The sequence below is a fragment of the Lysinibacillus sp. NPDC093216 genome, from assembly GCF_050280325.1.
GTDB lineage: Bacteria > Bacillota > Bacilli > Bacillales_A > Planococcaceae > Lysinibacillus.
Genome location: NZ_JBNNVB010000022.1, coordinates 86138 through 100574 on the forward strand (window position 1 = coordinate 86138; position 14437 = coordinate 100574).

The 14437-nt window shown below is 35.6% G+C and carries 14 protein-coding genes; all 14 read left to right on the top strand.

The features are described from left to right. Positions 1 to 6: 6 nt before the first annotated feature. The 14 genes from ACQKOG_RS20310 (at position 7) to ACQKOG_RS20375 (ending at position 13803) form a co-directional block, all read left to right on the top strand. Positions 7 to 777, top strand: coding sequence for an ABC transporter ATP-binding protein (locus tag ACQKOG_RS20310; RefSeq protein ID WP_370076818.1), 771 nt, complete (start codon positions 7 to 9; stop codon positions 775 to 777). A gap of 12 nt (positions 778 to 789) precedes the next feature. Then, a complete protein-coding gene (gene srtB, locus ACQKOG_RS20315) occupies positions 790 to 1548 on the top strand; it encodes a class B sortase (RefSeq protein WP_402873014.1) in 759 nt (252 codons plus the stop codon). Positions 1549 to 1935: 387 nt separating this feature from the next. Next, positions 1936 to 2463 (top strand): YceI family protein, encoded by a 528-nt coding sequence (locus tag ACQKOG_RS20320; RefSeq protein WP_370076822.1) that lies wholly within the window; start codon positions 1936 to 1938, stop codon positions 2461 to 2463. A 143-nt stretch (positions 2464 to 2606) separates the two neighbouring features. Next, a complete protein-coding gene (locus tag ACQKOG_RS20325; protein ID WP_427448159.1) occupies positions 2607 to 3533 on the top strand; it encodes an NAD-dependent epimerase/dehydratase family protein in 927 nt (308 codons plus the stop codon). 377 nt (positions 3534 to 3910) lie between these two features. After that, on the top strand, positions 3911 to 5194 hold the full coding sequence (locus ACQKOG_RS20330) for an AAA family ATPase (protein ID WP_370076826.1): 1284 nt from the start codon (positions 3911 to 3913) through the stop codon (positions 5192 to 5194). 136 nt (positions 5195 to 5330) lie between these two features. Continuing rightward, on the top strand, positions 5331 to 5906 hold the full coding sequence (locus ACQKOG_RS20335; RefSeq protein ID WP_370076828.1) for an RloB family protein: 576 nt from the start codon (positions 5331 to 5333) through the stop codon (positions 5904 to 5906). Between the two features lie 672 nt (positions 5907 to 6578). Further along, positions 6579 to 8222 (top strand): glycerol-3-phosphate dehydrogenase/oxidase, encoded by a 1644-nt coding sequence (locus ACQKOG_RS20340; RefSeq protein ID WP_427448162.1) that lies wholly within the window; start codon positions 6579 to 6581, stop codon positions 8220 to 8222. A gap of 56 nt (positions 8223 to 8278) precedes the next feature. After that, positions 8279 to 8842: a glycerol-3-phosphate responsive antiterminator gene (locus ACQKOG_RS20345; RefSeq protein ID WP_370076832.1), complete on the top strand. Its 564-nt coding sequence runs from the start codon at positions 8279 to 8281 to the stop codon at positions 8840 to 8842. 156 nt (positions 8843 to 8998) lie between these two features. After that, entirely contained in the window at positions 8999 to 9802 is an 804-nt protein-coding gene (locus tag ACQKOG_RS20350) for an MIP/aquaporin family protein (RefSeq protein WP_370076834.1), read from the top strand. 130 nt (positions 9803 to 9932) lie between these two features. Continuing rightward, on the top strand, positions 9933 to 11429 hold the full coding sequence (glpK, locus tag ACQKOG_RS20355) for a glycerol kinase GlpK (RefSeq protein ID WP_427448165.1): 1497 nt from the start codon (positions 9933 to 9935) through the stop codon (positions 11427 to 11429). Between the two features lie 576 nt (positions 11430 to 12005). After that, positions 12006 to 12272, top strand: coding sequence for a hypothetical protein (locus ACQKOG_RS20360; RefSeq protein ID WP_370076838.1), 267 nt, complete (start codon positions 12006 to 12008; stop codon positions 12270 to 12272). A gap of 97 nt (positions 12273 to 12369) precedes the next feature. After that, complete coding sequence (locus ACQKOG_RS20365) at positions 12370 to 12630, top strand: hypothetical protein (RefSeq protein ID WP_370076839.1); 261 nt, start codon at positions 12370 to 12372, stop codon at positions 12628 to 12630. 128 nt (positions 12631 to 12758) lie between these two features. Beyond that, positions 12759 to 13040, top strand: coding sequence for a hypothetical protein (locus ACQKOG_RS20370; protein ID WP_427448167.1), 282 nt, complete (start codon positions 12759 to 12761; stop codon positions 13038 to 13040). Positions 13041 to 13587: 547 nt separating this feature from the next. Then, on the top strand, positions 13588 to 13803 hold the full coding sequence (locus tag ACQKOG_RS20375) for a hypothetical protein (protein ID WP_427448169.1): 216 nt from the start codon (positions 13588 to 13590) through the stop codon (positions 13801 to 13803). Positions 13804 to 14437 lie beyond the last annotated feature (634 nt).

Genomic DNA, 14437 nt, shown 5'->3' on the forward strand with positions numbered 1-14437 from the left:
GGAGACATGGAAATACAAGATATTATCGTATCGCATGATAATACTCGAAATCATTTAGATGGAGTATCGACAATAATTCAAAAGGGCAAAATCACAACGATTATTGGTCCAAACGGCTGTGGAAAATCAACATTATTAAGTGTTATGTCCCGTAACAATAGGCCGATTTCGGGGAATGTATCATTAGAAAACAAGGATTTGGTGCACTACAAGCCAAAAGAGTTTGCAAAAAAACTAGCAATTGTCTACCAACAAAATGATGTACCAAAGGATTTAACAATAGAAAAATTGGTGAGCTTAGGACGTTTACCGCATCATACAATGCTAAAAAGAAATGAAGAGGAAGATGCCAAAGCTATTGAATGGGCACTTGCTTGTACGAATTTACTAGAAAAACGAGATACCGATTTAGAAGCTTTATCAGGTGGGGAACGTCAGCGAGTGTGGATTGCTATGGCTTTAGCCCAACAATCAGAAATTTTATGTTTGGATGAGCCGACAACATATTTGGATATTTATTATCAAATTGAGTTATTGGAGCTTGTAAAATCATTAAATGAGGAGCATGGCTTAACAATCGTTATGGTGCTTCACGATATAAATCAGGCGATTCGCTATAGCGATCAGATCATTTTGATGAAAACAGGACAAATAATAGCTGAGGGAGCACCACGCGACGTCATTACTAGGGAAGTTATTAAAGAAGTCTATGGAGTAGAAGCAGTTTTCAATGAGGATGAGCTGCTTGGATTTTACATGGTCCCCCTTGGAATATAAATAGGTGATATGATGAAAAAATGGACATCTAAGTTTTTAACATTTATATATTTAGCTATATTCTTATACTCAGGATTTTCATTAGCCAAATACTTATACACGTACTATGAGACTTCAAAATCACTGGAAGAAGTACAAATAATTTATCAATCAACATTGGCTACTCTAGAAGATGAAGCTGTGGAAACCTCATCAACGCCTTTTACGATCCGTCCACAATTCAAAGATTTACTAACTGTCAATAACAATATTGTTGGATGGATTTCTACAGACGGGACAAAGCTCAATAATCCAATCCTGCAAGCTGAAAATAATGATTTTTATTTGAATCATAATTTTAAAGATCGAGAAAGCCGTGCAGGCAGTGTATTTATGGATTATCGTAATAATGTGCAGGATATAAACCGAAATACTATTTTGTACGGCCATGCCATGAAGAATAGTACGATGTTTGGGAGTCTTAAAAATTACTTAAATCAGCAATACGCAGATGAGCATCCTATCATTTATTTAGACACACTGTATGAAGGCTATGACGTTGAAGTCTTTGCTGCTTATGAAACTACAATTGATTTTTATTACATTGAAACAGAATTTAAGGGCAATGATGCTTTCCTAAAATTTTTGGACGAAATCCAAGCACGCTCTGCAATCGAAATGAATGTAGAGATTGGACCAGAAGATAAAATTCTTACACTATCCACTTGTAAGGATTCTGTCATGAGTAACGACCATCGTTTTGTCGTCCAAGGTAAATTAGTGAAACGTTAATAAGATAGGCAGTATCCTATTTCATTGGAGAGCTTCTTTTTATATAGCCAAAAGTAGTTAGTGTATTTCTGTAGTCGAGAGAAATCAGTCGGGTAGCCTATAGAACTGCTAAAGTAGAACTCGCTACCTGTGAAGAAAACGCTTGGTATTATTGATTTTAAAAAAACTTATTAAAAATTACTTGACGCAATAAACTTATTAATATATAGTAAGTTACATAAAGTAATCAATTACTTTTCGTAACTGTTATTAACTAAGATGTACGTAAGAAGTAACTACGAATGTTTAACCCTTTAAATTTTAGGGGACATAATTAATGTAGTTACTTCATATTTTAAAATATGTCTCGAATTCGAGATAAAAACAACCTAATTGGAGGAATTTAAAATGACAAAATGGAACATTGATTTAGGACACTCAGCAATTAATTTTCAAGTAAAACACATGATGGTATCAAAAGTAAAAGGTGTATTCGATACTTATTCAGCAGATATTGAAGCGGCAGATCTTGCAGATTTAACAACAGCAAACATTAGCTTTACAATCGATCCAGCTAGCATTAATACACGTAGTGAAGATCGTGATAATCACTTAAAAGCAGCAGATTTCTTCGATGCTGAAAAATATCCGACAATTACATTCAAGTCTACAAACATTGCAAAAAAATCAGATGATGAATATGCGGTTACAGGTGATTTAACAATTAAAGACGTAACGAAATCAGTAACATTTGATACTGAATTTAATGGTAAGGGTACAAATCCATGGGGCCAAGAAGTTTATGGCTTTGAATCTACAACATCAATCAATCGTGAAGATTTTGGCTTAACTTGGAACGCTGCATTGGAAACTGGCGGTGTTCTAGTTGGGAAAGATATTAAAATTACAGTTGAATTGGAAGTAAACCCAGCTTAATTTTGTAAATGTGCTCGTTTTCATTTCGAGCACATTTTTTTAAGTTAAAAAATTGTTAAAAAATTCCACCTAAAAATAAGTTGCTTGCATAATTTTAGTAATTACTGCATATAAAACATCATATTGTTTTTGGGGGCGATGGGATGAATGTATTAGTGACAGGTGGTTATGGTTTTATTGGTAGTGCAGTGGCGAGGCGTTTTTTTAAAGAGGGTGCAAATGTTTATATTATTGATAATTTAAGTACAGGTCATTTACGCAATGTCGACTTTGAGCATAAATCTTATCTATTGAATGTGGAAGATGAAGTTTGTGAGCATCTCTTTAAAGAAACATCATTTGATGTAGTCATCCATTGTGCAGCGCAAACGAGTGTTCAAAAATCGATGCAGGAGCCAGTGAAGGATGTTTTAACGAATATTGTAGGGCTTAGTCAGATGCTCTTCTTATCGTCAAAATATAAGATAAAGCATTTCGTTTTTGCTTCGTCAGCAGCTGTTTATGGAGATAGTCACTATCCACCATTAGAAGAAACAGATGTTAGTGAGCCGATTTCGATGTATGGATTAAACAAAAGTATAGGTGAGACATACTGTGAAAAATGGCAAAAAGATTATCGTTTACCAACATTAATTTATAGATTTGCTAATGTATTCGGTCCAAGGCAATGTATGCAGGGGGAAGCGGCGGTTATTCCTAGCATGCTAAGAAGTAGTATTGAAGGAAAGCCCTTTACGATTTATGGAGATGGAGAGCAAACACGAGATTTCATATATGTAGATGACATTGCAGATGCTATTTACGCTGGTGTACAGGCTAGATTACAGGGCATTTATAACGTATCAACGAATGAGGCATGGTCGATTCATCAAGTTATTTTATTATTACAGCATTTAAATCATCCTTTAGAAATTCAATATGCTCCTGCGAGAGAGGGAGATATTGAGCATTCATTTTTAAATAACGCTAAGTTGGCGAAGGTGATAGGATGGAGACCAAAAACTACTTTTGCGGAAGGCATAGAGCGTACATTGCAAGCATTTCAAAATGAAAAGATAGTGGGAATATAATTAAATTGTAAAAGTATGTCCGTGTTGTCAAAATGTAAGTTTATCATTTAGCGACACAGATGAGATCCTGGAGAAGCGTAACGAAGGGAAATCAACCCCAAGTTATAGTGATGAATTCATTATACCTTGAAGATTTATCGGAACAAAATCTCATTTTATTGGAACAATTTTAGCTTTTATCAATATGGGCAAAATATGTAGATGGCTATTTGACGATTTACCCTACTGTAAAGGGAAAATCGTCTTTTTATATTTTCGATTACGTATCATTCATCAGCAAATGCTCCGCATTATTGGTATTACGCGGAGTAATAGGTGTTTTTTTACGCCTATAGTATAATTAAAGGAATGTTGCGGAATTGAACGGAGGCTTACAAATGCTGGTAGATTTCAGAGTGAAAAATTGTTTAAGTTATAAGGATGAAACACTATTTTCAATGGTGGCGGGAAGCCGTATTCGAAAATTAAAGGATACACATACGATGAAATTCGACTCATTTCACCTTGTAAAAAGTGCCTTTATTTTCGGACCAAATGGAAGTGGAAAATCAAACTTATTCACTGCTATTAAAATTTTACGTTCTTTATTGTTTAACTTTGAAAATCTAAATAATGTTAAACAACTACGCTTGCCCTACCAGCCGTTTAAGTTAGGAGGTCAGCAGGAACAACCGACAGAATTTATGATTTCGTTATTACTAGATGGGGTACTGTACGATTATGAGGTACAGTATAATGCGTCACAGGTTCTTTATGAAAGTCTAACTAAAACGACAAAGTCTATGAAAGAGCAGCTTTTTAATAGACAATGGGATGGAACAGAATATTTGTATGAAACTGCCCACAGCACATCGCTAGAATTGACAAAATATACGCGTAATAATACAGCTTTCTTATCGGTATTAAATGTCTTTAATGATCCAGATGCTAGGAAAATATTTGATTGGTTTTTACATAAAATAATGTTTTTAGATGAAGCAAATCGGTTATCAAGTCATCCACTTATTCGTAAACTTGAAGAGGAGCACTTTAAGAAAGAAGTTATAAAGTTACTAAAGATTGCAGACTTTTCTATTCAAGATGTGACGGCAAGACGCGTTGAACGAAGAGAGAAAAATACTATTGGCTATGACTTTGACACTCCAGAGGTTATTCAAGAGGTGGATATCGATTTGCACTATTTATCGTTCGATGAAGCAGGCGCGCCAATCGGAACAGAAACGATCAATTGGACCATGGATTCAAAGGGGACAGTCCGTATGCTGCATTTAGCATGTGTCATGGTCGATGCATACAATAAAGGGAAGACGATCTTTATAGATGAATTTGACACAGCATTTCATGTGTCCATCTGCGAATTTTTAATGGCCATTATGAACAGCAAGCGTAATGTTACGAATCAATTTGTTGTCACAAGTCATGAAATTGATTTATTAGATCAGCCACTACGTTCCGATCAAATTTGGTTTGTGAATAAAAGCTTTAAAAATGAATCCGAGTTATACTCCTTATTTGATTTTGCAGATTTACAGAAGAAACGTGGGGATATTTCCTATGCCAAGCGTTACTTAAAAGGAGAATTTGGAGCTACACCGGTTATTAATGAATATTTATCAGATCAATATTTAACTTATTTCAGCGGGAATCCAAACACCCGCTGAAATAAAGGAACTTAGTCTAAGACGCCACGTCCTGTGATAATTTATCTGCAAAAACATCTGCCGGCCTAAGTACAAAGCCGATTCCGGAGGCAATTATGCTGAGGCAAAATTGATAGGAAATGGAGGTATCTGAACAGTGAGAGTGCGTCAACAAGGAAATCGAACACTGCGTAAAACCGTTTTAATTTATTGTGAAGGTGAAACCGAACGTATTTATTTTGAGCAAATGCGTATTTTAAAGCGCTCAAAAATGGTAAGTGTCAAAATAAAAAACGTCAAGCGTTCAGCAATTAAGCTAGCCCAGCATGCCTATCGAGATTCAAGCTATCAATATTTTGACGAGGTATGGATTGTTTTTGATAAGGATGATTTAACCGAAAAGCAATTAGAGGAAGTGAATGACTTTTGCGAGGAAAATAATATTCATATCGCCTATTCAAATGAAGCGTTCGAATTATGGCTACTGTTGCATTTTGAAGAAGTCGATATTTCCGAAAAGTATCCTCGAGCTGTATTAAATGACAAGATGGAGCAGCATCTTGGGGTAATACGTTATTTTCGTCATAAAGCGGATGAGTCAGTCATTGCACCTATCGCACTTCGACATGAGGTCGCTATTAAAAATTGCACAGATATGATGGCACTTCGCAAGTCGGAAAGTCGTGATAATCCTTATTGCAACATACATGAAATGATAAAATACATATTTTAACTTCTTTCGGCAAAAAAGTCGTTCTTAGAGGATGTTAGCCTAAAATCATCGCATCCATCCGATAACGGCTAACTGACCTGCATCGGTGCTGCTGTCGCTGCGTTAGCACTACGCTTTCGCGCAAAAAACATCTGCAGGGCTAAGTACAAAGCCGATTCCGGACGCGTTGTTTATCTGCGCGAAAGCGAAGCGTCAGCTACAGTTATGCCGAGATATAATTGATTGCCATCAGCAGGTTTTCCGTCACTTAATGGAGGACCTGCTGTTTTTATATCTCAAAAGATGGGGATAACAATTATTAAAAGTATGACATATATTAAGTTGATTGGAGTGGAACTTTTTCTATACGACGATTACAACTAAATTTATTTTATTCTCCACTCAAAAATGAAGATAAATAAATTTTTCGTATTTGGGAATAATATCTGAAGCCATGACAATTGAACAGTACATATGATACGCCCTTAAACCTATAAATGATTGAAAAGTGTATGTTGTATTCGTAATTTTTCCAGACGGTCTACCTTGCCTTTTCTTTCTAAACAGATTACAATGGAATTAAGTTAATATACTAGGTTTGAGCGATTGAGAGACCATTAAAAACATATGTACAGTTGTACATGTGCTTTTAATGGTCTCTTTTTTTCGCTTTAAATAAGGAGGAAATTCATTATGAGCACAGCTTCAGCAATACAACGTCAACAAACGATTGAAGAATTACAAAGTAAAGAATACGATTTATTGGTGATCGGTGGTGGGATTACAGGTTGTGGTATCGCACTTGATGCAATTGCTCGTGGACTATCTGTAGCGTTAGTTGAAATGCAAGACTTCGCAGCTGGTACTTCAAGTCGTTCGACAAAATTAGTGCACGGTGGACTTCGCTATTTAAAACAATTTGAAATAAAAGAGGTTGCAGATTTAGGAAAAGAGCGTGCGATCGTTTATGAAAATGGACCGCATGTAACAACTCCTGTTTGGATGCTACTACCATTTCATAAAGGTGGCACATTCGGTAAATTTTCAACGAATATTGGTTTACGTGTCTATGATTTTTTAGCAGGGGTTAAACGTTCTGAACGTCGATATATGTTAAATGCTACAAAAACAATGGAAAAAGAACCTTTAGTCAAAGGTGAGGATTTACGCGGCGGTGGTGTATATGTAGAATATCGTACAGATGATGCACGTCTGACAGTCGAAGTTGCCAAAGCTGCCATTGAAAAAGGTGCTACACTCATTAACTATACAAAGGCAGAAAACTTTTTATACAATGACCAAAAGAAAATTAATGGTATCGTAGCACAAGATTTAATTGCTCATAATACGTTTAATATTCGTGCAAAAAAAGTTGTGAATGCTGCAGGCCCATGGGTAGATGAGGTTCGTAATATTGAAGGGGAACAAAATGGTAAGCACTTAATTTTATCAAAAGGTGTGCACATCGTTTTTGATGAATCTAAATTCCCATTACGTCAAGCAGTCTATTTTGATACCCCTGATGGTCGTATGGTGTTTGCGATTCCTCGAAATGGGAAAACATATGTTGGAACGACAGATACATTTTACGAAGGCGATGCCAAGGACATGAATATCCAACAAGAAGATCGTGATTATATAATGAAGGCAATTCATTACATGTTTCCAAAAGTTAACGTCACTGATGCAGATATCGAATCAAGCTGGGCAGGCGTTCGTCCATTAATTCATGAGGAAGGTAAAAATCCATCTGAAATTTCTCGTAAGGATGAAGTGTGGGAATCTGCTTCGGGACTTGTGACAATCGCTGGCGGTAAATTAACAGGTTATCGTAAAATGGCTGAAACGGTTTTAAATATGATTGCGCAAGATTTAGAACAACGATTTGGCATTGCATCAAAACCATGTTATACAAAGAATATTCATATTTCTGGTGGAGATGTTGGGGGCTCTCAAAACTTACATGCCTTCGTGTCAAAACGAACAAAAATGGGTGTTGATATCGGATTATCAGAAGAGGAAGCAAAACATTTAGCACATCATTATGGTTCTAATGTGGATACTGTTTTTGAATATGCTAAAGAAGAACATCCTGTTTTACCACAAGGGCTATATGCTCAGCTACAGTACGGTATTCATCATGAAATGGTTGTTCATCCAAACGACTTTATGATTCGTCGTACAGCGTATATGTTCTTTAATATCGCCCTTGTAATACAATATAAAGAAGCGATATTAGATGAAATGGCAAAACAATTACAATGGTCTACTGAACAACGTACGCAATATGAAAAAGATTTAAATTTAGAAATAACAAGAGCTACAACTGCATTATAATAAAAAGGAAGGTCGTCTTAATGGCGACCTGACTTTTTGAATAAAGGGGAAATCAAATGAATTTCAATGATCAACAAATTATTCCCGCAGCACGAACAGTAAAGCAATTTGATGAAATATTAAATAGTCGATTCGAATACATTGTTCTATTAGAAGTGCATATTAGTTTGCTCATGTCCATAAAACGAGAAGCAGATCGTAACGGTAAAAAATTAATTATTCATGCAGATTTAATTCATGGCTTAAAAACGGATAACTTTGCAGCAGATTTTTTATGTAATGATATCCGTCCAGCAGGTATAATTTCCACTCGATCTAATATGTTAATAAAAGCAAAATCTCGTGGGATTATTGCCATTCAGCGCGTCTTTTTAATTGATACGATTGCACTTGAAAAAAGCTTTTCAATGATTGAGTCAGCAAAGCCTGATTATATTGAATTATTACCAGGCATCATTCCTTCAATGATTTCAGAAGTACACCAGCGAACAAAAATTCCAGTTATTACAGGTGGACTAGTTCGCACTGTTGAAAGCATAGAGGAAGCGTTATCGGCTGGAGCAATAGCGATTACAACATCAAATAAGAATTTGTGGGAAAATTTCCAAAAATATCGTTGACTATGTATATTATTTTCTCTACAATGTACATAAGTTAAAAAGCGCGTGGTTAGGAAAAGGAACCCACATTTATTCATCTGCATTACAACATGCAGTTTGTTTAAGTGTGGGTTTATTTTTTTACTAAGTGCAATATTACAAAGGGGGGCTTTTTGTATGTCAACATTTACAGCTGAACTTGTCGGCACGATGATTCTTATTTTATTCGGTGGTGGCGTTGTTGCAGGTGTATCACTGCACAAATCGAAAGGTTTTGGCGGTGGGTGGGTAGTGATTACATTCGCTTGGGGTCTAGGTGTGGCGATGGCTGCATATGCTGTTGGTGGTATTAGTGGGGCTCATTTAAATCCTGCTTTAACGATCGCGCTTGCTACAATCGGTAATTTCCCGTGGGAAGACGTACCTACTTACATTGCTGCACAATTGATTGGTGCATTTTTAGGTGGGGTACTCGTTTATTTTATGTATTTACCACATTGGAAAGGTACGAAAGATCCGGAAGCGAAACTGGCTGTATTTTCTACGATGCCTGCTATTAAACATCCATTATCAAATTTAATCTCAGAAATGATTGGTACATTTATACTTGTTTTAGGTATTCTAGCATTAGGAACAAATACAATTACGGATGGTTTAAATCCATTTCTAGTTGGTATGCTAATTGTAGTCATTGGGATGGCATTAGGGGGTCCTACTGGTTATGCAATTAACCCTGCACGTGACCTAGGTCCACGTATTGCTCACTTCTTCTTACCAATCCCAGGTAAACGTGACTCAGGGTGGTCATATGCATGGATTCCAGTTGTAGGTCCAATTATTGGTGGTACATTTGGTGCCCTATTTTTCCAACAAATTTTTGAAGGGGAAAATAGTATCGCATTTTGGGTATTTGCTATTATCGTAGTTATTATTTTTATCAGTGCTCAAATGACAGTGAACAATGTTAAAAGTGAAGAGTAAATCAATTATACCTCGGCATAATTGTAGCTGTCGCTTCGCTTTCACACAGAAACAATGAGTCTGGAATCGGCTTTGTGCTTGCACAAAGAAGACGCTGAAAGAAATTAAAAAATTATTGGAGGTATGACCGATGTCAGAAAAAAAATATATTTTAGCTTTGGACCAAGGTACAACAAGCTCACGTGCTATTTTGTTTGATGAAAAAGGGAGCATTCTCCACGTTGCACAACAAGAATTTCCGCAATATTTCCCACAATCAGGATGGGTTGAACATCATGCAGAAGAAATTTGGTCTTCTATTCTCTCTTGTATCGCTACAGTGCTTTCTGCAAAAAATATTGAATCACATCAAATTGCTGGGATCGGTATTACAAACCAACGCGAAACTACTGTTGTTTGGGATAAACATTCGGGGAAACCAATTTATAATGCGATTGTCTGGCAATCACGTCAAACGAACGCTATTTGTGAGGAATTGAAAGAAAACGGTTACAATGATTTATTCCGTGATAAAACAGGTTTATTAATCGATGCATACTTCTCAGGTACAAAAGTAAAATGGATTTTAGACAATGTTGAAGGTGCTCGTGAAAAAGCAGAAGCAGGCGATTTATTATTCGGTACGATTGATACGTGGTTAATATGGAAGTTAACAGGTGGTAAAGTCCATGTAACAGATTATTCAAATGCTTCTCGTACGTTAATGTACAATATTTATGATTTAAAATGGGATGAAGAAATATTAGACATTTTAGGCGTTCCAGCTTCTATGCTTCCTGAGGTTCGTCCTTCTTCAGAAGTGTATGGATATACGGAGGAAGCTCTGTTCTTTGGTTCTGCTGTCCCAATTGCAGGGGCTGCGGGTGATCAACAAGCTGCTCTATTCGGTCAGGCTTGCTTTGAAGAAGGTATGGTTAAAAACACTTACGGTACGGGCTGCTTTATGTTGATGAATACTGGTGAAAAGGCAGTAAAATCAGAGAATGGTTTATTAACTACGCTTGCATGGGGCTTAAATGGTAAGGTTACTTACGCTTTAGAAGGAAGTATTTTCGTAGCTGGTTCTGCTATTCAATGGTTACGCGACGGCTTACGAATGTTCCGTTCTGCTTCAGAATCTGAGCAATATGCTGCGCGTGTAGAGTCGGCTGACGGCGTTTATGTAGTTCCTGCATTCGTTGGTCTAGGTACACCTTATTGGGATTCAGATGTACGAGGTGCAGTCTTCGGTTTAACGCGCGGTACTTCTAAAGAACATTTTGTACGTGCAACATTAGAATCGTTAGCGTATCAAACAAAAGACGTACTTGGTGCAATGGAAGCGGATGCCAATATTCCACTAACGAAATTACGTGTAGATGGTGGTGCAGTTGCAAACAATTTCTTAATGCAATTCCAATCAGATTTATTAAACGTTCCTGTTGATCGTCCGGTCATTAACGAAACAACAGCTTTAGGTGCTGCGTATTTGGCGGGCTTAGCAGTTGGCTTCTGGAAATCACCAGATGAAATTAGTGAGTATTGGAATTTAGATCGCCAATTCACACCTAATATGGATGACTCACATCGTGAAGAAATCTATGCAGGCTGGAAAAAAGCTGTAGCAGCTGCTCAAGCATTTAAATAATAGTAGTAACTAGTGAAGATAGCTAAATAGTGATGAAAAAAACCTTGATAGGCAAATTTGAAGCGGATCCGGTTGTTAGACAAAAATCTAACTGGGGTCACTTCAGTTGCCGATCAAGGTTTTGTTTTAGATAAACGATTTAGAGTTGCATTATGAAATGAATTTGGTTAGAGCCAGTTGTTCGCGATTTAACGATTACGGTAATTTTTTAGACTTATTATACCCAATGTCAGAAATGAAATCTCAGAAATATCCCACTTCCAATAGGTCCAATTTGAGATTTGAAAAAAGTCTGATACATTGCATAGATACATATAAGCAATATCGATGATCCTGACATAATTAAAAACCAAGGTTTCTTCATATCTCACCACGCAAACTTCGTTTTGGATAAATTAAATCTTTAAATTAGGCCGTTTTCTAAAAGAGTGTTGCTATTCAACTAACGGTGCAGTTTAGTTCAATAAGCAGTAATGGATTCTGTATATTTTAAATGGTAAAATTAATTAAAATTGGAACTGATGTTCATTTCGTTCGTCCTTATAGTAATTGTAGAAATTAAGGAGGCGGTAAACAATGCTCAGAAAAAAAGGGATATTATCAACATTATTTTCAGTAGTAGGACTTATTTGTGTAGCGTGTTTTTATTACTTTCAACTTAATACTGCTTGGCTATTCTTCGTTGGGGCTATTATGTTCGTCATAGGAATAATATTTAGTGTTCAGAGCTTTAAAAAAAGAGAAAAAGGATTTTGGAAGTATTCCCCTATGATTGTTTTTGGGATTTATGTCATTGGCGTTTCATTGTCAATCGTACTACTTGTGTTTATGGGCGAAACTTGAACTACTCACACTTATAGAAGTGGGAGTTTTCTGTCGGAAAATGATAAAAGGTTATATTATTTTTTTAATTTTCCTCTTAAACTAATGGGGTGCTTTAGTGAAAAGTATAGAAAAGATTAGAAAGTTTTCTATTTTTGAGAGAAAGGCAAGCAACGGGATTACCATGGTAATCCCCGAAAACGCTGTTTTTGGCTTGGTAGGAGATTCCTACGACCTTTACAAATATTTAGCTTTTATTTTCCAAAATAAGCAGCTATATTTGTTGTCGCTTCGCTCGAGTTTTAAATTAAAAAACAGGAAAGAATTGTTACCAAACGGCGCTTTGGGAACTAATGTTATACTTAAAAGTGTTTCGTGATATTAAAGTTGTTTAATTCATAAAGTCATTTGAAATTACAATGTATTAAGTTGTTCCGCAAACGGGTCATTTAACGGAGTAAGGATTATTTTACTCATGATCGAGATTGGAGAGGGCAGGTGGTTTAATTGTTTAAGGCAGCAGTATACTTGGTACACGGATTGATATTCATATTAGTAACTCTTATTGGTTTAGGCCCAGCATTTAGCGTTGCTGCACCAGACCCAGATCAAACTTATGGGGTTTGGGTTTCAATGATTGTGATTTTTAATATTCTTGTGTTGGTATCTGCTTTTGTACAGTTAAGGATAAAAAAAGTTTGGGTGTTTTTAATATCCACAATATGCTTGATTGTTCTTTTTATTCTGACTTTACAATACATATACCCTAACGTTTTGGATTTGTTTTAGAATGAATAAGGTAACAAATGTTTAATTAACGGGCCGCGATTGTTGAATATGTTTAACTTTTCTTTTTCAACTAATGGAGGATTTAGTGCAACCAGGATTTATAACGTATACATAACTAAACCTAATAACGTTTCCAAATGGAAGTTTGGGCACACATTAAAAAGTCATGAATGTTGTTAAATCAACGTTTTGGGCTTTTTGTATGAACATTAATTATGCAGCATTTTATGGAAAGGTATATAAACATAGCTACAATAAGACTTTTCAAAAATTTGCAGAAAATTCTACAGATATGCTATATGAATAAAAACGTGCATATATAGACAATATATAACGCTGTAAATCATTATTTTTTAATCGGTACTTCAATTTAAACTAACAAGAACTTTAGTTGAAGAAGCGTCGCTGTTCTTATTGAACTAACGGAGAAGGTTAGTTCAATAATGGGAGTTTTGCTTTTTTTGAAAAAAATGGAAATTCTATTACTTTTAAGCGTAATAAGGTAAAGGAATAGATTAGTTCAATTAAAATTTAGGAGGGGATGAAAATGAGTATCTTTAAAAAAAAGGATTTAAAAGGCATTTTATGGCTTTTCGTTATCGCTTTATTTGGAGTGTCTTTTATAACGCATACCTATAGTTATTTCAATACTAAAGAAATAAATTTACTCATCACTGGCTGTTATGAAAATGGTAGAGAAGTCATATTAGAAATTCGTACTAATCTCACAAGTAATTATTCTTTTGAGTGTAAGCCGAAATAGATTTAATTGTAAATATTCATAGTAACGGGGGAACTTAATTTAATTGAGTTCCTCCATTTCTTATTAAACTAACGGGTGCAAGAGTTAAACAAGATGTTGCTGCGGTAGCATCTTTTTTCTTATTGAGCTAACGGGGCAGGGTAGTTGAATAAGAAATCTGTTGACAATAATTACAATTTTAGATAAAGTATTGAAAAATTCTAAATATATCAAGCGTTGATGAGAAGTAATTAAGAGTTGATTATTTACAGAGAGCTCCTATTTTCTGAAAAGGAGTAATAGTGATAAATCTTAATAAAAAAGACTCTGAGTATCTTACCAATCTAATGAAAAATCAGGGATTGTGAGACGGGTTCAAAGATAGGATATGAACGTACCTGAAGAGGTTGATATGTTGACATATCAACAAACTGAGGTGGTACCACGAAGTTATAACTCTCGTCCTCAAGACGAATGTCTTGGGAGGGATAGTTTTTATATAATTTTTTAGTAATCAAAAATTTAAAAGGGGAAAATGAAATGCATAATCCTTTACTATTTATAAATGTCAACACCAATATGTACATTTTCGCTCGTTTAAGGATGTACAAAATCACTCGTTTTCCGATGTTAAATGATGCTTTAATCGGTATGA